This is a genomic window from Nocardioides sp. S-1144 (assembly GCF_005954645.2).
GTDB classification, from domain to species: Bacteria; Actinomycetota; Actinomycetes; order Propionibacteriales; family Nocardioidaceae; genus Nocardioides; species Nocardioides dongxiaopingii.
The window spans coordinates 3,056,205-3,079,427 of sequence record NZ_CP040695.2; the positions used below are offsets into that span (position 1 = coordinate 3,056,205).

At 75.0% G+C, this 23,223-nt stretch carries 24 protein-coding genes; 5 read left to right on the forward strand and 19 right to left on the reverse strand.

The genetic code is table 11. From position 1 onward, the window contains the following. Position 1 precedes the first annotated feature (1 nt). The 6 genes from FE634_RS14255 to FE634_RS14280 form a co-directional block, all read right to left on the reverse strand. Positions 2-1,585: a flavin monoamine oxidase family protein gene (locus FE634_RS14255; protein WP_187366709.1), complete on the reverse strand. Its 1,584-nt coding sequence runs from the start codon at positions 1,583-1,585 to the stop codon at positions 2-4. After that, positions 1,582-3,027 (reverse strand): class I adenylate-forming enzyme family protein, encoded by a 1,446-nt coding sequence (locus FE634_RS14260; protein WP_148240706.1) that lies wholly within the window; start codon positions 3,025-3,027, stop codon positions 1,582-1,584. The genes FE634_RS14255 and FE634_RS14260 overlap by 4 nt, the downstream gene beginning before the upstream one ends. Positions 3,028-3,253: 226 nt before the next feature. Continuing rightward, positions 3,254-4,150 carry a nitrilase-related carbon-nitrogen hydrolase gene (locus tag FE634_RS14265; protein ID WP_170981531.1) on the reverse strand — a complete coding sequence of 299 codons (897 nt, stop codon included), beginning with the start codon at positions 4,148-4,150 and terminating at the stop codon, positions 3,254-3,256. A gap of 97 nt (positions 4,151-4,247) precedes the next feature. Next, positions 4,248-5,939: a hypothetical protein gene (locus FE634_RS14270; RefSeq protein WP_148240708.1), complete on the reverse strand. Its 1,692-nt coding sequence runs from the start codon at positions 5,937-5,939 to the stop codon at positions 4,248-4,250. Further along, positions 5,939-6,400 (reverse strand): TadE/TadG family type IV pilus assembly protein, encoded by a 462-nt coding sequence (locus tag FE634_RS14275; RefSeq protein ID WP_148240709.1) that lies wholly within the window; start codon positions 6,398-6,400, stop codon positions 5,939-5,941. Before FE634_RS14275 ends, FE634_RS14270 begins: the two co-directional genes overlap by 1 nt. 9 nt (positions 6,401-6,409) lie before the next feature. Continuing rightward, positions 6,410-6,718, reverse strand: a complete 309-nt coding sequence (locus FE634_RS14280; protein WP_134767391.1) for a DUF2469 domain-containing protein — start codon at positions 6,716-6,718, stop codon at positions 6,410-6,412. Between the two features lie 61 nt (positions 6,719-6,779). Here FE634_RS14280 and FE634_RS14285 point away from each other — a divergent pair, with 61 nt between their 5' ends. Further along, positions 6,780-7,517 (forward strand): YqjF family protein, encoded by a 738-nt coding sequence (locus FE634_RS14285; protein ID WP_138876254.1) that lies wholly within the window; start codon positions 6,780-6,782, stop codon positions 7,515-7,517. Here the strand turns inward: FE634_RS14285 and FE634_RS14290 are convergent. The 7 genes from FE634_RS14290 to rpsP form a co-directional block, all read right to left on the reverse strand. Continuing rightward, positions 7,449-8,180, reverse strand: coding sequence for a ribonuclease HII (locus FE634_RS14290; protein ID WP_138876255.1), 732 nt, complete (start codon positions 8,178-8,180; stop codon positions 7,449-7,451). The genes FE634_RS14285 and FE634_RS14290 overlap by 69 nt on opposite strands. A 19-nt stretch (positions 8,181-8,199) precedes the next feature. Beyond that, entirely contained in the window at positions 8,200-8,970 is a 771-nt protein-coding gene (gene lepB, locus FE634_RS14295) for a signal peptidase I (protein ID WP_138876256.1), read from the reverse strand. A 70-nt stretch (positions 8,971-9,040) separates the two neighbouring features. After that, positions 9,041-9,394 carry a 50S ribosomal protein L19 gene (gene rplS, locus FE634_RS14300; protein WP_137293436.1) on the reverse strand — a complete coding sequence of 118 codons (354 nt, stop codon included), beginning with the start codon at positions 9,392-9,394 and terminating at the stop codon, positions 9,041-9,043. A 215-nt stretch (positions 9,395-9,609) separates the two neighbouring features. After that, positions 9,610-10,800 carry a tRNA (guanosine(37)-N1)-methyltransferase TrmD gene (trmD, locus tag FE634_RS14305; protein WP_138876257.1) on the reverse strand — a complete coding sequence of 397 codons (1,191 nt, stop codon included), beginning with the start codon at positions 10,798-10,800 and terminating at the stop codon, positions 9,610-9,612. 13 nt (positions 10,801-10,813) lie between these two features. Next, complete coding sequence (rimM, locus tag FE634_RS14310; RefSeq protein ID WP_212721627.1) at positions 10,814-11,353, reverse strand: ribosome maturation factor RimM; 540 nt, start codon at positions 11,351-11,353, stop codon at positions 10,814-10,816. Between the two features lie 89 nt (positions 11,354-11,442). After that, positions 11,443-11,685, reverse strand: coding sequence for an RNA-binding protein (locus tag FE634_RS14315; protein ID WP_134767384.1), 243 nt, complete (start codon positions 11,683-11,685; stop codon positions 11,443-11,445). Next, positions 11,685-12,245 carry a 30S ribosomal protein S16 gene (gene rpsP, locus FE634_RS14320; protein WP_138876258.1) on the reverse strand — a complete coding sequence of 187 codons (561 nt, stop codon included), beginning with the start codon at positions 12,243-12,245 and terminating at the stop codon, positions 11,685-11,687. Before rpsP ends, FE634_RS14315 begins: the two co-directional genes overlap by 1 nt. 225 nt (positions 12,246-12,470) lie before the next feature. Between rpsP and FE634_RS14325 the strand changes: the two genes are divergently transcribed. Then, complete coding sequence (locus FE634_RS14325; protein WP_138876259.1) at positions 12,471-13,325, forward strand: VanW family protein; 855 nt, start codon at positions 12,471-12,473, stop codon at positions 13,323-13,325. A gap of 4 nt (positions 13,326-13,329) precedes the next feature. Here the strand turns inward: FE634_RS14325 and FE634_RS14330 are convergent, their stop codons facing one another. Beyond that, positions 13,330-14,190 (reverse strand): DMT family transporter, encoded by an 861-nt coding sequence (locus FE634_RS14330; RefSeq protein ID WP_148240710.1) that lies wholly within the window; start codon positions 14,188-14,190, stop codon positions 13,330-13,332. A gap of 76 nt (positions 14,191-14,266) precedes the next feature. Further along, positions 14,267-15,349, reverse strand: a complete 1,083-nt coding sequence (locus FE634_RS14335) for an amidohydrolase family protein (protein ID WP_138876261.1) — start codon at positions 15,347-15,349, stop codon at positions 14,267-14,269. 36 nt (positions 15,350-15,385) lie between these two features. Here FE634_RS14335 and FE634_RS14340 point away from each other — a divergent pair, with 36 nt between their 5' ends. Next, entirely contained in the window at positions 15,386-16,057 is a 672-nt protein-coding gene (locus tag FE634_RS14340; protein WP_138876262.1) for a hypothetical protein, read from the forward strand. Between the two features lie 46 nt (positions 16,058-16,103). Here the strand turns inward: FE634_RS14340 and FE634_RS14345 are convergent, their stop codons facing one another. After that, positions 16,104-16,472 (reverse strand): NYN domain-containing protein, encoded by a 369-nt coding sequence (locus FE634_RS14345; protein ID WP_137293429.1) that lies wholly within the window; start codon positions 16,470-16,472, stop codon positions 16,104-16,106. 41 nt (positions 16,473-16,513) lie between these two features. Here FE634_RS14345 and FE634_RS14350 point away from each other — a divergent pair, with 41 nt between their 5' ends. Next, positions 16,514-17,365 (forward strand): GH25 family lysozyme, encoded by an 852-nt coding sequence (locus tag FE634_RS14350; protein ID WP_187366710.1) that lies wholly within the window; start codon positions 16,514-16,516, stop codon positions 17,363-17,365. A 242-nt stretch (positions 17,366-17,607) separates the two neighbouring features. Here the strand turns inward: FE634_RS14350 and ffh are convergent, their stop codons facing one another. Next, on the reverse strand, positions 17,608-19,173 hold the full coding sequence (gene ffh / locus FE634_RS14355) for a signal recognition particle protein (protein WP_138876264.1): 1,566 nt from the start codon (positions 19,171-19,173) through the stop codon (positions 17,608-17,610). 79 nt (positions 19,174-19,252) lie between these two features. Between ffh and FE634_RS14360 the strand changes: the two genes are divergently transcribed. Next, a complete protein-coding gene (locus FE634_RS14360; RefSeq protein ID WP_137293426.1) occupies positions 19,253-19,570 on the forward strand; it encodes a hypothetical protein in 318 nt (105 codons plus the stop codon). 33 nt (positions 19,571-19,603) lie between these two features. Here FE634_RS14360 and FE634_RS14365 read toward each other — a convergent pair whose 3' ends face one another. Together FE634_RS14365 and FE634_RS14370 are read right to left on the reverse strand one after the other, a co-directional pair. Beyond that, on the reverse strand, positions 19,604-20,932 hold the full coding sequence (locus tag FE634_RS14365; RefSeq protein WP_148240711.1) for a hypothetical protein: 1,329 nt from the start codon (positions 20,930-20,932) through the stop codon (positions 19,604-19,606). Between the two features lie 60 nt (positions 20,933-20,992). Next, positions 20,993-23,206, reverse strand: coding sequence for a [protein-PII] uridylyltransferase (locus FE634_RS14370; RefSeq protein ID WP_137293424.1), 2,214 nt, complete (start codon positions 23,204-23,206; stop codon positions 20,993-20,995). Positions 23,207-23,223 lie beyond the last annotated feature (17 nt).

Below are 23,223 nucleotides of genomic sequence, written 5' to 3' on the forward strand. Positions count from 1 at the left end.
CTCAGGCCCCCGGCCCGCGGGGACCCAGCTCGACCGGCGCCAGCTCGGCGAACCGGTCGCCCGGGCCCGGGTTCGACGGCGGCGACGAGCCGCCGAGGTCGCGGGCCACCCCCCACACGGCGTTGAGCGCCGTGGCGATCGCCCCACCGGCGAACCCCCCGGTCCACGACACGTCGTCGCCGGCGACGTAGAACCCGAGGCCGGGCGGGCGCGGGCGCACGAAGTCGCAGTAGAGCCCTCGCTGGAGGTCGTACTGCCCGGGCAGGTTCTGGCTGAACGCGTCCGCGCACCCCTCCTGCTCGTCCCACGTGACGGCGACCGCGGGACCGCGCCGGTGCTCGCGGACCGCGTGCCCGGGCAGGACGCCGTCGAGGTAGCGCAGGCAGGCCTCGGCCCGCGCCTCGGCGTCCATGCCCCGGAAGACGTCGGCGTCGTCGTTCCAGGTGTAGGAGAGGCAGACCGTGCCGGGACCCTCCGGGCTCTGCCCGAAGAGGTACACCGCACGCGGGTACCGGTCGGTGAGGACGCTGAGCAGGGACTCCTGCCCGGGATCGAGCCAGTAGGCACGGTCGACCGGGACGAGGACCTTCGAGGAGGCCATGTAGTGGATGCCCTCGGCCCCGCGCACGACGTCCGGTGCGAGAAGCTCCTCGGCGACCCGGAGGCGCACCAGCAGGTGGCGCACGGGGGCGGTGCAGACCACGGCGGCGTGCCGGGTGCGGCGGCCGGACCGCTCGGTGACGACCAGCTCGGCGCCGTCCCGGACGACGGCGGCGACCTCGCCGCCGAGGCGTTCCTGGCCGGTGGCGGCACGGGTCCGGTCCCACAGCAGCCGGGGCAGCTGCTGGCAGCCGCCGACGACCCCGACGTGGTCGGTGTCGAGGCCCGCGGCCACCACCCGCAGGACCTCGAGGACGCCGTTGTCGAAGTCGGTGTCCCACCCGCCGCTGCCGAACCCGACGTGGCCGAACAGGTCGCGGCTGGTCCGGTCGGTGAAGTGGGGCGACTCGAGCAGCACCGACCGCAGCGAGACCTCGTCGAGCGCGCGCACGATCTTCGGCCAGATCCGCAGCACCGTGCCGGCGTCCCGCTCGGCGAGCGCCTCCCCCACCAGCCCGACGTCGGCGACGTCCTCGACGGTGGCCCGCCAGGCGCGGTCGACGGCGGCGAGGTCGGCCGGCAGGTCGCCGCGGCCGACCACGCGGCGCACCCCGCCGACGTCGACCAGTGCCCGCGGCGCGGCCGGGGACAGCGGGTTGGGGAACGGGTAGGTGCGCAGCCCGAGGTCGCGCAGGTAGTGCGCGACCAGGTGGTCGCGGGTCGAGAAGCGCATCGCCCCCAGCTCGGCCGGGTAGGGGTCGTCGGGTCGCAGCGGCACCGAGCGCATCCGGCCGCCGACGCCGACCCCGTCGTACACGACCGGCCGGAGACCGACCGCGCTCAGCGCGTCGGCCGCGACAGTGCCGGCGATGCCCGCGCCGATCACCGCGACCGTGCGACCGACGTGGCGTGCGCCGACCCGGCCGATGCCGTGCGGGTGCTCCAGCCAGCCGACGTGGTCGAACGGGAAGTCCGGCGCCGTCACGAGGCGTCCTGGCCCACGACCCTCCCCGAGCCCCCCGGGTCGTCGCGGTCGAGGAGCCGCAGCAGCGCGGCCCGGTCCGGCTTGCCGTTGAGGTTGGTGGGCAGCCCCGCCACCAGGCGCAGGTCGTCGATCGCCTCCTCGCCGACGCACACGGTCGCGACCAGCCCCCGCACGAGCTGCTGCTGCTCCTCCGAGCGGGCCTCGGCGAAGCACACCAGCCGCCCGCGCCGCTGGTCGGCCAGGACGACGACGCCCCCGGGCACCCCCGCCTCCCGGAGGCGGTGCTCGACGGCGGCGGGGTAGGTCCGGGTCGGTCCGCGGCCCAGCACCTCGGCCCGGCCGACGACGTGCAGCGCGCCGTCGACGTCGAGGCTGCCCAGGTCGCCCGTGGGGCACCAGCCGTCGACGACCTCGACCGGCTCGATCTGGCCGTCGACGAGGTAGCCCGACATCACGTGCTCGTGGGACACGTGGATCTCGCCCACGCAGCCCGGCGGCAGGCGGCGCCCGTCCGCGGCCCGCACCTCGATCCGCACGCCGCGGACCGGCGGTCCGCAGGCCGTCGGTCGACCCGGCACCGCGAAGGTCAGGTTGCCCAGCTCGGTGCTGCCGTAGCTGTCGAGCAGCGGCACGCCGAAGCGTCGCCGGCCCTGCTCGGCCAGGGCCGGCGGCAGCGGGGCGGCACCGCTGCACGGCAGCCGCACCCGCTCGAGCGCGCGGGCGAACTCCGCGCGGCGCTCGGCCAGCGCCAGCAGCGTGCGCCACGTCGTCGGGGTGCCGTCGACCACGGTCACCCCGGCCGGCCCCGCGAGCCGCAGGCCGACGTCGATCCGCTCGGCCGGGCAGAGCACCAGGTCGGCGTCGAGGCGCCAGGCGATCATCGCCATGCCCAGGCCGTACTGGTGGGGCATCGGGAGGATCGGCCAGAAGACGTCGTCGGGGCGGTGGCCCATCGCCTCGATGTTCGCCTCGAGGTTGGCCAGGAACGCCGTGCCCGACTTCGCGACCGGCTTGGGATCCCCGGTCGAGCCCCCCGAGGCCATCACGAGGGCGTCCGGCAGCACGCGCCAGCGCTCGAGGTCGAGGGCGCCGGTCGCGCCGGCACCGTCGTCCGTCGGCGTCGTCCGGCCGCCGGCCCGCACGGGCAGGATGCGGCCGGGCCACGGGCCGGGCTCGTCGGTCACGAGCAGGTCGGCACCGGTCGAGGCCAGGCGCCGGGCCGTGAGCGCGTGCGGCGTGCGCGGGTCGACCAGCACGATCGAGGCGCCGGCGTGTGCCAGCCCGAGGAACCAGGCCAGCCACTCGGCGGAGTTGGCCGCCTTGAGGGCGACGCGGTGGCCGGGCGCGGCGCCGAGGTCCCGCACCTCGGCGGCGTGCTCGAGCGCGCGCCGCTCGACCTCGGCGAAGCTCGTGCCGCCGGCGGGGGTCAGGAGGGTCGCCATCCACCCAGGCTCGGTGGCGCGGGACGCCGGGTCGGCGGCGCCGGCACCGTTGCACCGTTCGCGGCAACCCGGGGGGCCGGCGGCACCGACCTCGGCGGTCCTGGGGGGCGCTAGTCCTTGAGGACGCTGTAGACCACCACGACGACCAGCAACGGGACCACCACCCAGGCGAGCATGCCGAGCTCGATGTCCCACGGTCCGATTCCGATCGTGACGAATGCGTCGATCATGGCTGCGTCTCCTCCGCGTCCGGGTGGCGCTGGTTGGGCGTCGCGACCCCGGTGGTCGCGACGTCGTCGGGGGGAACGACGCCGCGGAGGGCCGCGGCGGCGTCGGGGACGCCGGCCCGGTGGCCGGCGTAGAGGCAGGGACGGCGGTCGCGCAGGTAGCCGAGCTCGGCGCGGGCCGCGGCCACGGCCGTCGTCCGCACCGTGGCCCGCAGGACGTCGGGTGCGGGGCCGCACCCGGCCAGGACCGTCCCGTCCGGGCCGACCAGCCGGCTCGACCCCACCCCCTCGGTCTCGGCGTCGCCGGCGACGTTGACGTAGAGGACGTAGCACCGGCACTCCCACGCGCGGGCCGGGAGCACCAGGTCGAGGATCGGGCGGGTGACGGCCGGGGGTCCGAGGAGCACGGCGGGGACGACGACCAGGTCGACCTCGTCGGCCACCATCCGGACGTACTCGGGGAACTCCACGTCGTAGCAGAGCGCGACCGCGACCCGGAGGCCGTCGAGGTCGACGACGACCGGCGCCGCGTCGCCCGGGGTGAACCAGTCGTGCTCGTCGCCGAAGAGGTGGGCCTTGGCGTGGACCGCCCGGACCCTGCCCCGGCGGTCGACGACCACGGCCGCGTTGCGGACGGCCCCGCCGGTGGTCACGGCGTGCCCGACCACGAGCGCCACGTCGTGGTGTGCCGCGATCGCCGCGAGCCGGTCGAGGACGACGGCGTCCGGGAGCGCGTCCGGCGGGGGTGGCCCGTAGCCGGTGAGCGTCAGCTCGGGCGTGACGACGAGGTGCCGGCCGGGCGCGTGCTCGCCCACGAGGGCGTCGAGGGCGTCCAGGCGTGCCGCGACGCCGGCGCGGGCGGGCGCCAGCTGGAGCCCGACGATCCCGAAGTCCACGGCGCACCTCCGCTGCGAGCCTCCCAGGGCGGATGCCGTGGTCCAAGCGTCGAGGAGCACTTGCAGCGATCCGGGCAACCCACCGGTCGGCCGGCGGTCAACCCGTGAGGCGGACGCCCGTGCAGGTCGGGCGGTCCTCGCCGTAGAGGTCGGCGCCACCGCGCCGGGCCCCCAGCAACACCGCGAGCCGGGCGACCTCGGACCCGACCGTGGTCACCGCACCAGCGTCCACCTGGGTGTCGATGGCCTGGTTGAGGTCGCGGCGCAGGTCGCGGAGCACCCGGGCCGCCCGCCCGGGACGGTTCGGGGCGTCGACCACGACGCCGTCGGTGTCCGGACCGAGGTCCGCGCGCCTGATGGCGGGCAGCCCCGCCAGGGCGGTGAACGGCTCCCCGGTGGTGCCCGGTGAGCTCGGAGCACCGCGGCGGACCGCGTTGGTCGGGACCAGGAGGTCGACCGACGACGGACCGACACCCGGCGGGGCCGGCGCCACCAGGTCGATCTCCACGTCGACCGTGACCTCCTCGACGCCGGGCGGGAGTGGCGAGATCGTGCCCACGACGCGCACCGTGGCCGAGACCGCGGAGGTGCCGAGCCCGTCGGCCGCCGCGACGACGAGGCGGTCCTCGCCGTCCTCGACGTCGCGACACTCCACCCCGCCCGACATCGTGAGGGCCGCGCCGCCCACGGCGACGGCGGCCTCCACCTCGACGTCGACGACGCCGAGGTCGCGGCGCCGCACCGGTTGGTCGGCGAACAGCTCCACCGCGCCGGAGAACGTCGCCCTGACCTCGGCGCCACGAGCCTCCTCGGCCGCACAGACCCGCTGCACCCCGGGCACGCCGGTCACCTCGACCGCGGCGTCGAAGCCTCCGCCGGCGGGGACCGACGACGGCTGCGGGCCGAGCGAGGCGAACAGCAGGGGCGCCACGAGGTCGAGCACCGGCGTCGGGTTGTCCAGCGCGAGCCGGTCGTCGACGGACACCTTGACGACGTCGGCGACACGGGCAGCGGCGGACGTCGCGACGGCGTCGGCGGCACGGGCGAGCACCCCGCGAGCCCCCGAGCCGGCCGGCACCGCCGCGGCGACCGCCCGCAGCAGGTCGCGCACCCGCACCTGGTCGTCGAACGACGCCAGACCGGCGGGCAGCGCCTCGGCCACGTCGTCGAGGGCGACGTCCTCCCGCGCGAGGACGCGGTAGTCCTCGGCCGAGAGTGACTGTCCGAGCAGGTCGTTGAGGGTGGCGGGGATCGCGGCGTCGGCACGCTCCACGGCCGCCGCGAACGAGCCCACGTGGAAGCAGGCCGACGACTCGGCGCCGGCCGTCGCCGACCGCTCGACCCGACCGCTCCTGACGTCCGCGACGGCGGCGAAGCCGAACGGCACGTCGATGGAGGCGACGACGCGCACCGCCTCGGGGGACTCGTCGGGACGAGCCTCGCGCCACACCGGGGTGCCGCCGCCCTGCCCGGCGTCGTCGGCCACCAGCAGGGTGGGGACCACCTCGAGCGTGTCGGCGGCGCCGACGACGTCGTCGTCGTTGCGGGCCAGGCTGGCGGCCGTGGCGTCGTCCAGGGTGGGGCTGACGGTCCTGAGGTCCCCGGCGGTGCGGTCGCCGTCCAGCATCCGGGCCAGGTCGAGGGCGACGACGTCCACGAGCGCCTGGACGTCCTGGCGCGCGACCCGCTGCAGGCCGAGGTCGACGACGAACGCGGCGACGCCGAGGACCACCACCATCACCGCGGCACCGATGATCGCGATCGCGCCCTGCTCCTCGCGGCGGCGCATCAGTCGACCTGGACGCTGGTGGTGTAGGTCAGCTGGTCGGGCAGCAGGTAGCCGTACCCGAGACCGACGAGCGGCTCGTAGTCGTAGGCGAGCCTGATCGCGACGCACTCCGCGTCGACGGTGCCGCTGGCACAGGTCGCCTGCTCCCCCACCGTGCAGTCGCCGACCTCGGGACCGTCCCGTCCCTCGCGGAGGGTGCCGTCGTCGTCACACGTCAGGTCGTAGTTCGAGAGGGCGTCGGTGATCGCGTCGCGGGCTGCCTGGCGGGGTTCGACCTCCGGACCGCCCACCGCGGCCGCCCGCGCACCCTCGGCCGCGGCCTGGCTGATCGCCTGGCGGACGCTGAGCATGTAGCCGTACTCGATGACCCCGAAGACGAGGTAGAGCAGCGGGACGACGACGAGGGCGAACTCGACGGCGGCGGCGCCGCGGTCGCCGCGCCCCGCCCCGGTCGTCCTCACGGCTGCAGGCTACGGCTTGGGCGGGTCGACGTCGGGCTGGACGAGCTCCTCGACGTTGACGTCCTTGAACGTGAGCACCTTGACGCTCTTGGCGAAGCGCGCCGGGCGGTACATGTCCCACACCCACGCATCCGACATCGAGACCTCGAAGAACACGTCGTCGGCCTCGGTGCGGGCCTTCACGTCGACCTGGTTGCACAGGTAGAAGCGCCGGTCGGTCTCGACGACGTACTTGAAGATGCCCACCACGTCGCGGTACTCGCGGTAGAGGGTGAGCTCCTGCTCGGTCTCGTACTTCTCGAGATCTTCCGCACTCATGCCGGCTCCTTGTCCACCTCGGGGTGACCGCGCGGTCCCGCAGCGCTGCGAGCCTAGACGCATGACCCTCGGCGCCGCGCTGGACCCGCAGGGCCCGCCGCTGCCCAGCCGGCAGATCATGAGCCAGTGGTGGCGCGACGTGGTGTTCGTGCACTGGCGCGTCGACCCCGACGCCGTGGCCCGGCTGCTGCCGCGCGGCGTGCGCCCCGACGTGCACGACGGCAGCGCGTGGGTCGGTCTGGTGCCGTTCCGGATGGTCGACGCCGGCCTGGGCCACCGCGGTCCGGTGCCGCGGCTGGGCACGTTCCTCGAGACGAACGTGCGCACCTACTCCGTCGACGCGGCGGGCCGGCGGGGCGTCGTCTTCCTCTCGCTGGACTGCGACCGCGCGGCCGTGGTGGCCGGCGCGGTGGCGACGCTGCGGGTGCCCTACCGCTTCGCCCGGATCACCCACGACCGCCGCGGCGACGTCGTCGGCTACCGCACCGCGCGCCGCACCGGCACCCGTCCGCGCAACGCGGTCGCCGTCCGCGTGGGGGCCGCGCTGGCCGAGCCCTCCCCGCGCGACGTCTTCCTCACCGCGCGCTTCGGGCTGCACACCCGGGTGGCCGGCCGGACGCTGTGGGTGCCGAACACCCACGGCCCGTGGCCGCTGCACGCCGCCGACGTCGTCGAGCTGGACGACGGCCGCGACGGGCTGCTGGCGGCGGCCGGCGTCGACGTCGGCGGCTCAGCCCCCGACTCGGTGCTCTTCTCCCCCGGCGTCCACACCGTCTTCGGGCTCCCCCGCCGGGCCTGACAGGGGCGGCTCGAGACCGGCGGCCCGCCGGACGTTGACGAAGCGCATCCGGTGCACCGGCGACGGCCCGTGCTCGAGCAGCGCGGCGGTGTGGTCGTCGGTGATGTAGCCCTTGTGGGTCCGGAAGTCGTAGTGCGGGAAGTCGTCGTGCATCTCGACCATGATCCGGTCGCGGGTCACCTTGGCCAGCACCGACGCCGCGGCGACGCAGGCCGCCACCCGGTCGCCCTTCCAGACCGCCAGCGCGGGCACGCCGAGCCCGTCGACGGGGAAGCCGTCGGTGAGCACGTACTCCGGCCGGACCTCGAGCAGCGCGACCGCGCGCCGCAGCGCCTCGATGTTGGCGACGTGCATGCCGAGGCGGTCGCACTCGTCGTGCGGGACCACCACGACGGCCCACGCCAGCGCCCGCCGCACGACCTCGGTGTAGCAGCGCTCCCGGGCTCGCTCGGTGAGCAGCTTGGAGTCGGCCAGCCCCGGGACGACGCCGGCCCTCCCCGCCGGGAGGATCGCCGCCCCCGCGACCAACGGGCCGGCGCAGGCGCCGCGGCCGGCCTCGTCGACACCGGCGACCAGGCCGACGCCGTGGCGACGCAGGGCGCGCTCGAAGCCGTAGATGCCGGCGTCGCGGCGCACCGCCAGACCACGCGGGAGCGAGCTCATCGAGACCGACCTGCGCCGCTCAGCCCGCGTCGGGGACGGCGTCGAAGGAGTCGGGGCGGCCCAGGAACCGGGCGTTGCCCAGCGGCCACGCCACCGCGAAGACCGTCCCGACCACGAGGTCGAGGTCGACGAACGGGTCGCGCGCGCAGTCGACCTCGTCGGGCAGGCACAGGTGCACGGTGGAGTCGGCGGAGTCGTCGCGGTTGTCGCCCATTACGAAGACCTCGCCGTCGGGCACCGGGCCGGCGCTCCACTCGCAGCCGATCATCGGGCCGTTGCAGTCGACGTCGGCGGACCGGCCGGACGGACGCTCGGCGACGTAGCCGTCCTCGTCGACCGGGGCCCCGTTGACGAGGATCCGGCCCTGCTCGTCGCAGCAGGTGACGGTGTCGCCGGCGACGCCGACGACCCGCTTGACCAGGTGGCCGCCGCTCGGGAGGAGCCCGACCCGCGACAACGCGTCCTGGAGCCCGTTGGTGGTGTCGGGCGGCCCGGTGAGCCAGCCGCCGGGATCCTCGAACACGATCACGTCACCGCGCTCGGGCGAGCCGCCGAACCAGGTGGAGACCTTCTGCACCAGGATCCGGTCGTTCTCGACCAGCCCCGGCTCCATCGAGGACGACGGGATGTAGAAGGCCTGGAGGAAGAACGTCTTGACGACGATCGCCAGCACCACGGCGAGCACGAGCAGGACCAGCGACTCCTGCCACGGCGAACGACGCCGGCGCGGCCCCCCACGAACGACGGACGCCCCGTCCACGGGGGACGGGGCGCTCTCGTCGGTGGTCACGCGTCGAGTCTAGGAAACCCGGGGTGGGCCACCGCGGTCGGATCGGCCGCGCGGTCGGACCGGGGTCCGGTCAGAACTCGCGGCGCTCCTTGATCTTGGCGGCCTTGCCGCGCAGGTTGCGCAGGTAGTACAGCTTGGCGCGACGGACGTCACCGCGGGTGACGATCTCGATCTGGTCGAAGATCGGGGAGTTCAGCGGGAAGGTGCGCTCGACGCCGACGCCGAAGGAGACCTTGCGGACGGTGAAGGTGCGGCCGATGCCGGCACCGTGGATCCGGATCACGACGCCCTGGAAGACCTGGACGCGGGCGCGGTTGCCCTCGACGACCTTCACGTGGACCTTGACGGTGTCACCGGCGCGGAAGGCCGGGACGTCGGTGCGCTTCTGCGCGTTGCCGAGCTCGGCAACCAGCTTGTTGGTCATGGTGTCTCCTCGCGGGCGCCACAGGTCGACCGCGGACAAGGATGGTGTTCAGGTGGGTTCGTGCTGGCGGTCGCGACCGGTGGCCGGCGGCGTGCGACGTCCCCTGTGGCAGGCGTCCACGCAGTCCCTCCGGGCGGACGACGAGGCGTTCCCCGGGGCGGACCTTCGGCCGGTCGGACCAAGGAGCGAGTTTGCCACACCGCCGCGGGGCGGGGTTAATCCGCCCGCGGCCGCCGCTGCTTGGTCAGGACCACGGCCAGCGGCGGCGGCGTGATGTCGGGACGCAGCCGGAACCCGGCCCTGCGGTACATCCGGATGTTGTCGCTGCTGTGCTGCCCGGTGAACAGCACGAACGACGTCGCCTCCACCGGCGCGACGTCCTGGATGTGCTCGAGCAGCACCCGGCCCAGGCCGCGGCCCTGGAGGTCGGGGGCGACCATGATCCGGCCGATGTCCCACGCCGGCCCGGCGGGGGTGCTCTCCAGCCGGCCGCGGACGGCGCCGACCAGGCGGCCCTCGACCCGCACGACGTACGTCGTCCACTCCGGGAGCCAGCGGCGGACGTCGTCGAGCGACTCCCCCAGGGCCGGGATGCCCTCGACGCTGCCGTTGGCGATCGCCTCCTGCAGCCAGCAGGCGCGCTGCAGGGTGAGCAGCTCCCCGGCGTCGGCGGCCACGGCGGGCACGACCTCCCACTCGTGGCGGGCCTGGCTGGCGGGGAGCAGGTCGGGGCGCCGCGCGGCGGTCCGCTCCACCTGCTGCCGGTGCCGCCACGCCGCGATCCGGGCGTGGTCGCCCGAGCGCAGCACGTCGGGGACGTCGAGCCCGCGCCAGGAGGCCGGCTTGGTGTAGACGGGGTACTCGAGCAGGCCGTCCTCGTGGGACTCCTCGACCAGCGAGGCGGCGTTGCCCATGAAGCCGGGGAGCAGCCGGACGACGGCCTCGGTGATCGCCAGCGCGGCTACCTCCCCGCCGTTGAGCACGTAGTCGCCGAGACTGACCTCGACGACCTCGACGACGTCGGGGCGGCCGGCGGCGTGGTCGAGCACCCGCTGGTCGATGCCCTCGTAGCGCCCGCACGCCCACACGAGGTGCTCGCGGGTGGCCAGCTCGCGGGCCAGGGCCTGGGTGAAGGGGCGCCCGGACGGCGTCGGCACCACCAGCGTGGCGGCGTCGGAGGAGGCCAGGACGGCGTCGAGCGCCTCGCCCCACGGCTCGGGCTTCAGCACCATGCCGGCGCCGCCGCCGTAGGGGGTGTCGTCGACGGTGCGGTGCCGGTCGTGGGTCCAGTCGCGCAGGTCGTGCACGGCGATGCTCAGCAGACCGGACTCGATCGCCCGGCCGGGCAGCGACAGCGACAGCGGGGCGAACCAGTCGGGGAAGATGGTGATGTAGTCCAGGCGCACGGCGGGGTGCCCGTCAGTCCGGCAGCGGGGTGACGAGCCCGGGGCGGTCGGCGACGACGACGCGGCCGCCGGCGACGTCGACCTCGGGGACCAGCGCGGTCACGAACGGCACCAGCGTCGGCCGGCCGTCGACGGCGCGCACCGCGAGCAGGTCCTGGGCGCCGTGGACCAGGCCGGTGACCTCACCGATCAGGGTGCCGTCGACGTCGTGGACGGCGAGCCCGACCAGCTGGTGGTCGTAGTACTCGTCGGGGTCCTCGGGGGTCTCGGTGGGGTCGACCATCGCGTGCAGGACGACGCCGCGCGCGGTCTCCGCGGCGTTGCGGTCGGTGAGCTCCTCGAAGGTCGCCAGCAGCGTCTGCTGGTGCCAGCGGCTGCGGACCACCGTCAGCGTGCGGTGGGCGAACGCCGAGCCGCGCGGGGCCTCGACCCGCAGCGCCGCGCCGTCGGCGAAGCGCCGGTCGGGCTCGTCGCTGCGGACGTCGACGGTCACCTCGCCGCGGATGCCGTGCGGCTTGCCGATCCTGCCGACGACGACCTCGATGCTCTCCACGGTGCTTCCTCCCGGTACTCGGACACACTCACACGAAAAAGACGCTGACCCGTCGCTGATCAGCGACGGGTCAGCGTGGACGGCAGTGCTCAGCGGCGGCGGTCGACGTCGACGAAGTCGATCTTCGCGCCGTCGCGGCCGGCCAGGGCCGAGATCACGGTCCGGAACGCGGACGCCGTGCGCCCGCCCCGGCCGATGACCTTGCCGAGGTCGTCGGGGTGCACCCGGACCTCGAGGATCGACCCACGACGCAGCTGCTTGTCGCGCACGGTGACGTCGTCGGGATTGTCGACGACCCCCCGCACGAGGTGCTCCAGCGCGTCGGCGAGCATCAGCTGCTCGGCTCGGTGCTGGTCTCGGCGGCCTCAGCGGCCTCCGTGGCGGCCTCGGGCGACTGACCGGCGGCGACCTCGGGGGCGGGCGCCTCGGCGGGCGTCTCGTCCTTGGTCTCGGCCTTGGTCTCGACCTTGGCGTCGTCCTTGGTCTCGGCCTTCTTGTCGGCCTTCTTGGCCGCGGCCTTCTTGGTCACCGCGGCGCCACCGGACTCGCCACCGGCCTGCTTGAGGGCCTCGTTGAAGAGGTCCTGCTTGTTGGGCTTCGCGGGAGCGCTGCGGAGGGTGCCCTCGGCGCCGGCGATGCCCTTGAAGGTCTGCCAGTCGCCGGTGATCCGGAGGATCTTCGCGACGGCCTCGGACGGCTGCGCGCCGACGCCGAGCCAGTACTGGGCCCGGTCGGAGACGACGGTGATGTAGCTCGGCTCCTCCTTCGGGTGGTACAGGCCGATCTCCTCGAGGACCTTGCCGTCGCGCTTCTTGCGCGAGTCGACGACGACGATGCGGTACTGCGGCACCCGGACCTTGCCCAGGCGCTTCAAACGGATCTTGACGGCCACGGTTGTGGTGTCTCCTCAGTGATGGTGTGCGGGGGTGGAGGGCGCCGGACACGGGTGGGGAACACCAGGTCGGGACCTCCGGAGGGCCACGACGCGTCGGAGAGAGGGTCCGAGCGCGCGGGACTCAACGGGGAAGTCTGCCAGACGGGCCGACCGCACCGAAAATCGCTGCGGAATCCTGGGTCCGGGCCACAACCCGGGGCCCCCGGACGTCGTCCCACCAGCATGACCGTCCTCCTCGCCCCGCCCCGACCGGCGCCCGCCCCGCGGGTGCGACCCTCCCAGCGCCACCCGTGGCTCTTCCCGTGGGCGGTGCGCGCCCACCAGCTGCGTCGCCACGCCCGCTGGCTGCTCCCCGGGACGACGTGGGCGCACGACCGGAGCGGGGACGACCTCCCCGTGCGCGTCAAGCGGCACGCCTCGCTGCTCGTGCGCGAGCTGTCGGAGGCGGAGATGGTGCTGCAGCGCAACAAGGTCGTCAACCTCCGCCTCGCCTCCGCCCGCACCGACGGCGTGCTGGTCCACCCCGGCGAGACCTTCTCGTTCAACAAGGTCGTCGGCAGCTGCACCCGCCGGCGCGGGTACGTCGAGGGCATGCGCCTCTCGAACGGCGAGGCGGTGCCCGGGGTCGGCGGGGGGATCTGCCAGCTCGCGAACCTCCTGCACTGGATGGTCCTGCACTCCCCGCTGACCGTGGTGGAGCGCAGCGAGCACTCCTTCGACCCGTTCCCCGACAAGGGCCGGGTGCTGCCGTGGGGGGTGGGCTGCTCGATCGTCTACAACTACGTCGACCTCGTCGTGCGCAACGACACGAGCACGACGTTCCAGCTGCGCACCTGGGTCGACGAGCGGCACCTGCGCGGCGAGCTCCGCGCCGACGAGCCGACCACGACGTCGTACCGGGTGGAGGCGCGCGGGGAGGAGTTCGTCGCCGTCGGTGACGACGTCCACCGCCGCAACGAGATCTGGCGCACCACGATCGACAAGCGCACCGGCGACGTCGTCTCCGACGACCTGGTGAAGCGCAACTGCGCGCTGGTCAGGTACGTGCCGGACGCCGCGCTGGTCCGGCGGGCCTGAACCCTCAGCGGGCGGCGACCATGGCCACGATCGAGGCGGTCGCGAGGCCGGTCGAGAGCAGGCGGCGGGCGCTGACCCGCTCGCGCAGCACGACGGCGGCGGCCAGCGCCGTCCAGACCAGGCTGGAGCTGCGGACGGCGGCCACGAGCGAGACCGGGGCGTGCTGGGTCGCGTGGAGGCCGAGCACGTACGACGTCGGGATCAGCACCGCCAGCACCGCCACCGGCCGCGGGTGGCGCCGGACCTGGGCCAGGCCACGGCCCACCCGCCCGCGCAGCAGCACGGTGACCAGCGCGAGCTGGAGCACCGCGCCGAGGGTGTAGTACGTGAGCGGGTCGGCGCCGCGGGACACGACCACCCAGCCGTCGAAGGTCGTGTACGACGCCACGGCGACCCCGATGCCGAGCCCCCACAGCGCCGGGCGCCAGGAGAGCCGGGTGTGCTCCCCGGTCTCCCCGACCAGGGCCGCGACGGCGAGGCACATGAGCAGCAGCCCGAGCCACGACGACCAGGACAGCCGCTGGCCGAGCAGCGGCCACGCGACCAGGGCCACGAGCACCGGCGCGGCACCGCGCGACAGCGGGTAGACCACGCTGACGTCGTGGTCGCGGTAGGCGCGCTGCAGGGCGGCGGCGTACCCGGTGTGCAGCACGGTGCTGACGGCCGACCAGGCAACGAGCTCGGGCGTGACGTCGATGGGGACCGTGGTGGCCCTCACGCCGAGCACCACGACGACGACGCCCAGCCCGGCGAGGCTGTAGGCCCAGAGCACCGCCAGCCCGTCGGCGGCGACCCGCTTGATCGAGGTGTTCCAGGCGGCGTGCGTGACCGACGACCCGAGGGCCAGCACGACACCCAGCAGCACGGCCGCTCCTCCCCCGACGCGGCGCCCCGCCGCAGGGCAGGTCTACCGGGACCCGGACGGCGTCCTCGTGCCGGGGTCAGATCCGGGTGGCGACCACCGTGCCGCGCAGCACGACGCAGGCCGGGCGGGCCAGGGTGGACAGGTCCCGGCGCGGGTCGGCGTCGAGGACGACGAAGTCGCCGGGGTCGCCCTCGCCGAGCTCACCGTTCCAGCCGAGCCACTCCCGGCCGCGCCAGGAGGCGGCGGCGACGACGCTCTCGGCGGGCAGGCCCAGCCCAACCATCGCCGCGATCTCCTCGGCGAGGTAGCCGTGCCGGCCGGTGCCGCCGCCGTCGCTGCCGACATACAGCTCGACGCCGGCCTCGTGGGCGGCCATCAGCGTGTCGCGACGCCGCCGGTGGAGCTCCTCCATCGTGGCGGCGTAGGCCGGGAACTTCTCGCGCCCGGCGTCGGCGAACTCGGGGAACTTGTCGGTCTGCTGCACCGTCGGCACCAGCGCGACGCCGTTCGCGACCATCCGCTCGAGGTGGTGCTCGCGCAGGCCGGTGCCGTGCTCGATGCAGTCGATGCCGGCGTCGAGCAGGCCGTCGAGCACGTCGCTGCCGAAGCAGTGGGCGGTGACCTTCGCGCCGTGCTCGTGGGCGGCGGCGATGGCCGCGGCGAAGGCCTCGGCCGGGAAGGACGGCGTCAGGTCGCCGGCGTCGCGCGAGATCCAGTCGCCGACGAGCTTGACCCAGCCGTCTCCGGCACGGGCCTGCTCGGCCACGGTGGCGGCGAGGTCCTCGGGCTCGACCTCGTGGGCGTAGGCGCGGATGTAGCGGCGGGTCCGCGCGACGTGGCGCCCGGCGCGGATCAACCGCGGCAGGTCGTCGCGCTCCTGCACCCAGCGGGTGTCGACCGGCGACCCGCAGTCGCGCAGCAGCAGGGCGCCGCTGTCGCGGTCGGCCAGCGCCTGGCGCTCCACCTCGTCGTCGTCGACGCCCCCGCCGTCCTCGAGGCCGAGGTGGTTGTGGGCGTCGACCAGGCCCGGCACGATCCAGCCCTGGGCCGCGGTCTCGGCGCCGGCCTGGGGCTCGTGGGTGACCCGGCCGTCGACGACGTACAGGTCACGGGGCTCGCCGTCGGGCAGGACCGGTCCTCGGAAGCGTTGCGCCGTCATGGTTGTGGACGCTAGCCCAGGGGTAGGGCCGTGGTCATGGACGGCGACCCCCTGTACCTGGCCACCGAGTCCACCCACGAGCGGGTGGACGCCTACTGGAGCACCCAGGGCCGCACGACCACGACCGGCTTCATCGGCCAGGGCCCCGGGCTGGCGTGCGACGCGTGGGCGCTGCTGCCGGTCTGGACGCGCAGCACCGGCGTGCTGCGCACCTCGGGGCTGTCCGGGCCGCTCGAGGTCGACGCCGGCGGCACCCCGTCGGGCGGCGAGGGGTTCGAGCTGTACGTCGAGTCCCCCGCCTGGGTCGACCGGGAGACGACCGACTTCATGCAGGAGTGGTGGCCCACCGCGCTGCTGCGCACGATGGTTCAGTACGTCGGCACCGCCATGCGGCCGACGATCGAGGAGCACGGCCTGCTCACGATGGCGGTGACCGGCTTCCCGGACCGGGCGGCCGCGAGCCTCGAGGGCTGGCTGGACGACGACGGTCGCGCCGTGGTCGGCATCGGGCGCCTCGACACCGCCCGCGAGGGACTCGTGATCGACGTCGGCTGGGCGAGGGAGACCGCCTACCCGGTCACGCCGCTGCTGCCGGTGGAGGCGGCGTACCTGCGCGACACCGGGGACCGGGCCGGACTGCTGGCGGCCCTGCGCCGCGGCCCGACCCGGCACTGGGCGGTCGCTGGGCGCGACCCCGTCGTGCGCTGACGGCCGCGCCCGTCCGCCGGTCCCGGGGAGGGCCCGCGGACGTCGCTCAGAGCTCGCCGAGCAACCAGGTCGGGCTGAGCACCATCGCGCCGTACCGCTCGACGCGGCCCATCAGGATCCGGTCGGCGGTGACGACCGAGACGCGGTCGCCGCGCTCGGAGGCCCGCTTGGCCTCGGCCACGATGGCGTCGTCGCCACTCGCCTTCGCGTGCACGGTGCGGACGTGGGCGTCGCGGCCGGCCCGGACGCCGCCCTTGGCCGCCCCCTCGAGCACCAGCACCACGACGTCCTGCGGGACGTCGGCGGTCATCAGCTGCTCGTGCAGGCGCAGCGCCGCGCCGGCGCGGTCCCTCCACCACCCGTCGGGGCGGGCACCGACGACGTTGGCGCCGTCGACGACGAGGACGGTGGGCATGGGACCAGCCTAGGACGGGGTCCCGCCCTACGATCGGCGGCGTGACGACCGCCCCGACGCCGAGCGCCCGCCGGCGCGTCCTGGGTGCGCTGGTGTCGACGGTGCTGCTCGTCGGCTGCGGTTCCGGCACCGGTCCCGGAGCCGGTCCCGGCGCCGGTCCCGGTGCCGACCGCCCGGGGGACCCGACGAGCGCGGCGACCGGCCCCGCGGCGTCCACCCCGGCAGCGGACCCGACCCCCGCGAGCCCGGTGGCACCGAGCCCGACCACACCGGGCACCGACGAACCCGGCACGGCACAGGCCGAGCCGCGTCCGGGTCGCGAGCGGTGGGTCCGCGGCATCGACGCCTCGCACCACCAGGGCGCCATCGACTGGGAGCGGGTGGCCGGCGACGACGTCGCGTTCGCCTACCTCAAGGCCAGCGAGGGCAGCACCTTCACCGACCCCCGGTTCGTCGACAACGTCGCCGGGGCGCGCAGGGCCGGGCTGCGGGTCGGCGGCTACCACTACTTCAGCCTCTGCTCCCCCGGCGCGCCGCAGGGCGAGCACCTCGTCGAGACCCTCGCCGCGGCCGGGCGCACCACCCTCCCGCCGGCCATCGACCTCGAGCTGCAGGGCCAGTGCGCGACGCCGCCGGCGCGCGCGGACCTGCTGGCCGAGGTTCGCGCGTTCCTCGACGTCGTCGAGGCGGCCACCGGTCGCCGGGTCGTGGTCTACGCCTTCCCGGACCTCGAGGAGGAGTACCGGCTCGCCGACGAGCTCGGGCGGCGCCAGTGGGTGCGCCGACTCGGCGACGTCCCGCCCGCGCGGGACTGGTGGATCTGGCAGCGCGCCGACGACGCCACGGTCGCCGGCGTCGACGGACCCACCGACCTCAACCTCATGCGCCCCTGACGCCGCGCCCGACAGCCGACCTGCGGTACCCAAACCGCGCGATCGCGCGGATTGGGTGCCCCGCACGCCCCACCACCGACCCAAACCGCGCGATCGCGCCGACTGGGCACCCCGCACGCCCCAACACCGACCCAAACCGCGCGATCGCGCCGACTGGGCACCCCGCACGCCCCAACACCGACCCAAACCGCGCGATCGCGCGGATTGGGTCTCGAGCGACCGACCCCACCCGGGGCCGGTCGTCACTTGAGGAACTTGGAGAAGTCCTTCGGGAGGTCGAGGTTGGCCGCGGCCGACTCGTAGTCGATGGCCTCGCCCGGCGTGCCGAACGGGGTCGCGGCGGCGCGCTCCTTCGCCGCGGCGGCCTCCTGGGCCGCCTTGGCCGGGTTGCCGGACTTCTTGGCGCCCTTGCCCTTCTTCACCTGCTGCTTGGCCTTGCCGCGCTTGCCGCCACCGGCGGCGCCGGGCATCCCCGGCATCCCCGGCATGCCGGGCATGCCGCCGCCGCGGGCCATCTGCATCATCATCTTGCGGGCCTCGAAGAACCGGTCGACGAGCTGGTTGACGTCGGAGACCTGGCGACCCGAGCCCTTCGCGATCCGGGCCCGGCGCGAGCCGTCGATCATCTTCGGGTTGCCGCGCTCGGCCGGCGTCATCGACTGGATGATCGCCTGGATGCGGTCGATCTCGCGCTCGTCGAAGTTCTCCAGCTGCTCGCGCATCTGACCCATGCCGGGGAGCATGCCGAGGATCTTCGACATCGAGCCGAGCTTGCGGACCTGCTGCATCTGCTCGAGGAAGTCGTCGAGGGTGAACTCGCCGCCCTGGCCGGCGAGCTTCGCCGCGGCCTTCATCGAGGACTCCTGGTCGAAGGCCTTCTCGGCCTGCTCGATCAGGGTGAGCATGTCGCCCATGTCCAGGATGCGCGAGGCCATCCGGTCGGGGTAGAAGACGTCGAAGTCGGTCATCTTCTCGCCCGACGAGGCGAACATGACCGGGCGACCGGTGACCTGGCGGATGGAGAGCGCCGCACCGCCGCGGGCGTCACCGTCGAGCTTGGTGAGCACGACGCCGTCGTACCCGACGCCGTCGAGGAAGGCCTGCGCGGTGACGACGGCGTCCTGGCCGATCATGGCGTCGACGACGAAGAGGACCTCGTCGGGCTGGACGGCGTCGCGGATGTCGGAGGCCTGCTGCATCAGCTCGGCGTCGACGCCGAGCCGGCCCGCGGTGTCGACGATGACGACGTCGTGGAGCTTGCGCCGGGCCTCCTCGATCGAGGCGCGGGCGACCGCGACCGGGTCGCCGGTGCCGTTGCCCGGCTCCGGCGCGTAGACCGGGACGCCGACGCGGCCACCGTTGACCTGGAGCTGGTTGACGGCGTTGGGGCGCTGCAGGTCGCAGGCGACCAGGAGCGGGGCCTTGCCCTGGTCCTTCAGCCACAGCGCCAGCTTGGCCGCGAGGGTCGTCTTGCCGGCACCCTGCAGGCCGGCCAGCATGATGACGGTGGGACCCGACTTGGCGTAGCGCAGCCGGCGCTCCTCGCCACCGAGGATGGTGACGAGCTCGTCGTGGACGATCTTGATGACCTGCTGGGCCGGGTTGAGGGCCCCGCTGACCTCCTCGGTGCGCGCCCGCTCCTTGACCGCGGCGACGAACTCCTTGACCACGGGCAGGGCGACGTCGGCCTCGAGCAGCGCGATCCGGATCTCGCGCGCGGTGGCGTCGATGTCGGCCTCGGAGAGGCGCCCCTTGCCCCGCAGGTTCTTGAAGGTGTCGGCGAGGCGGTCGGAGAGAGTGGCGAACACAGGAGTCCTCAGCAGTGGCTCTGGAGATGGCGCGGTCGTGAAAGCACCAGACTAACGGCGGCTCACCTACGGTGAGGACGTGGACGTCGTCATCGGGGTGGTCGGGGGGCTGGTCCTCCTGCTGCTCGCGTTGTGGGTCGGGCACCGCTCCCTCGGCGCCGGTGGTCCCAGCAGCGCCGGCGGCAACGCCCTGGCCGGCGGGTTCGAGGTCTTCGACCCCGCCCGCGCCCGGGCCCGCGAGGACCTCGACTCCAAGGAGACCGAGGGCGAGGCGCTGCCCGCCCCGAACGACGAGGACGTCCCCGTCCGCGTCGACCTCAAGACCGGCAAGGTCCACATCCGCAAGCAGCCGCCGGCGTCGGCGGACGCGACGCGACCGCCTGCCGACGAAGCCTGACCCGCGGGGTACGACGGCGTCCGGGGCGGACGCCTACCGGGCCGGCGGCGGCGGCGGTGGCGGCGGCGGCGGCGGTGACGGTGTGGTCGGCGGGTACGGCGTCGGCGCGATCGTCACCACGGCCGTCGTGCGCAGCGGCAGCAGCGCCCCGAGGAGCGAGGCGGCCAGGCCCGCGCTGGTCGCGAGCAGACCGACGTCGAGGGTGTCGACGTCGACGACCGCGACCAGGTGGACGAGCAGGCCGCCGGCCATGACGAGCACGAGGAACGGGCGAACGGCCCGTGGGCTGACCGACCGGCCCCGGCGGCCCAGGGCGACCAGCACCGCGACCACCCCGGAACCCAGGAGCAGCGCCCAGCCCAGCCACCCGAAGTAGGCCTCGGCGACCGGGTCGTCACCACCGCCGTACTCGCGGGTGGCGTCGCTGATGTCGGCGAAGGTGACGTCGGTGGCCCAGGGCAGGAACCCGTAGCCGGCCAGGCAGAGCACGGCGGCGAGCGCGGCGAGGACGACGGCGACCGGCTGGGTGGTGGAGCGCACGAGCGGACCCCGGCCGTACGGCACCGGCCACCCGGCGGGGCCCGGGGGCGCGCCGGGCCCCCCAGGTGCGGCGAGGTGGGCCGGGAACCCGGGCGCGCCCGGGCCTCCGACCGCGGCCCCGGACGGCAGCCGGTAGCCGACGCGGGGCCCGAGCGCGCCGGCGATCCACAGCAGGAGCGCGCCCCCGAACCAGGTGTAGGCGCCCACCGCCGGCTGGACCTCGGCCTCCAGGAACTCCGGCTCGGCCCTGCCGCCGGACTCGGGCGCAGCCCCGGTCGAGCTCGGCGCGGAGGTGTCGGGCCCGCCCGTGGTGTCGAGCACCCACCCGAGGTCCAGCAGAGCGATCATCCCGAAGCCGAGGGTCGCGGTCACCGCGACGACCGCGGCCGTGCGGGCCACCGTCGTCCGGGTCCGACGCCGCAGGCCCACCGAGGCCAGCGCGGCGAGCCCGCAGGCGACGACGGTGACGACCAGCGCCCCCCAGGGGAAGAAGGCCCCGGCGAGGGCTCCTGCGTCGTGGAAGCGCGGGACCACCCCGACGACGTCCTCGACGACGTCCCGGGCGTCGAAGAGGCCGGCGTACTCGCCCCTGTCGTCGAGCGGGCCGTCCTGGCCGGAGCCGTAGACGACGAACCGGTTGGTCTCGACCCAGTCGAGGGCCAGGCTGCCGAGCATCATCAGCGTGCCGAGCACCGCCAGCGGGAGGGCGAACCCGATCGCCTCACGCCGGACCAGCCCGGCGGACTCGGGGTCGACGTCGACCGGGTACGGCGGGTGGCCACCAGGGACGACGTGGGGCTGCCCGGCATCAGGGAAACTCATGGCGGTGAGCATGCCCCACGGGCGCCGTCCCACACGGCGGGTGGCGTCGCGTCGCGCGGGTCAGCTCAGCGCGGCCCGGACGGCGTGCGCGGTCTCCGCGGCACGGGTCTCCGACAGCGCCCCGGCCGAGGGCTCTTGGAGGTAGAAGACGTCGACGGCCTGCGGGCCGAGGGTGTCGACGTGGGCCGAGCGCACGGCGACGTCGAGGCGGGCCAGCTCGGCGCAGACGAGGTGGACGACGCCGGGCCGGTCGGCCGCGCGCACCTCCAGCACCGTGGCGTGCTCGCTCGCCTCGGGGCGCACGACGACCGTCGGGGCCAGCCCGTCCGCGGGGTGGGCACGGGCGAACCTGGCGGCCGGGTCGACCCGGCCGTCGACGACGGCCTCGTAGCGGGTGCGCAGGACGGCGGCGTCGACGGTGTCGGAGCCGACCTCCCACACCGAGACGCTGTGGTCGTCCTGGGCCCAGAGGCGGGCCGCGCGGATCGGCAGCCGGAGGAGCGCGAACGTCGCGGCGAGGTCGGACAGGAGCCCGACCCGGTCGAGGGCGATCGCGGTGACCCGGCTGCCGTCGGCGACCGGCTCGACGGAGATCGCGACCGAGGCGGCCGTCAGCCCCGCGGGCACGGCGACCTCGCCGACGGGGAAGGCCGGCAGCGTGGCGCCGGTGTCGAGGGCGGCGTGGGCCCGGCGGGCCAGGTCGGCGACCAGGCCGGCGCGCCACGACGTCCACGCCTTCGGGGCGGTCGCCTTGGCGTCGGCCTCGGTCAGGGCCCGCAGGAGGGCGAGCGCCTCGGGCGTGCGGAGCCGCGAGGTGAGGATCTCGACGGTCGCGGGGTCGTCGGGGTCGCGGGTGGTCGCGGTCTCGGCGAGGAGCAGGTGCCAGCGCACGAGCAGCGCGACCAGCTCGACGCACTCCTCGTCGAAGCCCATCCGGGTGGCCACCGCCCGGGCGATCGGCTCACCGGCGACGCTGTGCTCGGTGAGCCCGCCCTTGCCGATGTCGTGCAGCAGCGCGGCGACCATCAACACGTCGGGGCGGCGCACCGAGCGGATCAGCGCCGAGGCCTCGATGCAGGTCTCCACGACGTGCCGGTCGACGGTGAAGCGGTGGATCACCGAGGCGTGCGGCAGCATCCGGACCCGCTCCCACTCGGGCAGGAAGCCGGCCAGCGCACCGGTCTCCTCGAGCGTCTCCCACACCTCGAGCAGGCCGCGTCCGGAGGCGAGCAGCCGCACGAGCAGCTGCCGGGCCTCCTCGGGCCAGGGGTCGGGCAGCGGCGCGCCCTCGCGCACCAGCCGCGCGGCGGTCGGCGGGGCGAGGACGACGCCCCGCTCGGCCGCGACCGTCGCCGCCCGCAGGAGCAGCAGCGGGTCGGCGGCGGGGTCGGCACGGCCGTCGAGGACCACCTCGCCGGCCGACAGCGCGACGCCCGGCCCGAGCCGCTCGAGCACCGGGCGGCGCGCCGTGCGCGCCGACGCCGGTCGCGCCAGGACGCCGTCGACCCGGCGCCACGCGAGGCGCGACAGGTGGGTGATGCGGCGTCCGGCCTCCCGCACGTGCACCTGGGCGGCCCGGTCGCCGGCCAGGCCGAGCACCTCGGCCAGGACCGGCCAGGTCTCGGGCGTGATCCGGTCGGTCGCCCGCCCGGCGGCCTCGTGGACGACGTCGCGGACGTCGAGCAGGGTCTGCCGGCTGCGCTCGAGCTCGGTGTGCGGGACGTCGACCAGCCAGGTCGCGACCAGGCCGCGCAGGGTGGTGGCGTCGCGCAGGCCGCCCTCGGCCTCCTTGACGTCGGGCACCGACAGGTGGGCCAGCTCGCCCATCAGCCGGTGCCGCGCGTCGGAGGCCCGGCGGATCTCCGGCAGCCGCTCGCGCGCGCCGCGGCGCCAGCTCGCGAGCATGGTGGTCCGCAGCCGCAGCGTGAGGTGGGGGTCGCCGGCCACGTGGCGGACGTCGAGCAGGCCGGAGGCGACGCGGTGGTCGGCGTCCGCGGCGGCGACCATCTCGGGCAGGGAGCGCACCGCGTGGTCCAGGCGCAGGCCTGCGTCCCAGATCGGGTACCAGAGCTGCTCGGCGAGCGGGCCGAGGTCGACGTCCTCGTCGTGGACCAGGACCACGTCGAGGTCGGAGTACGGCGCGAGCTCGGACCGGCCGTAGCCGCCGACCGCGACGAGGGCCACGCCGGTGTCGGGACCGCCGGCCTTCTCGTAGGCCCCCGAGCAGAGCTCGTCGGCGGCGGCCGTGCGCCCGGCCCGGGCGGATGCGGTCATCCGAGGTCCACCTGGGG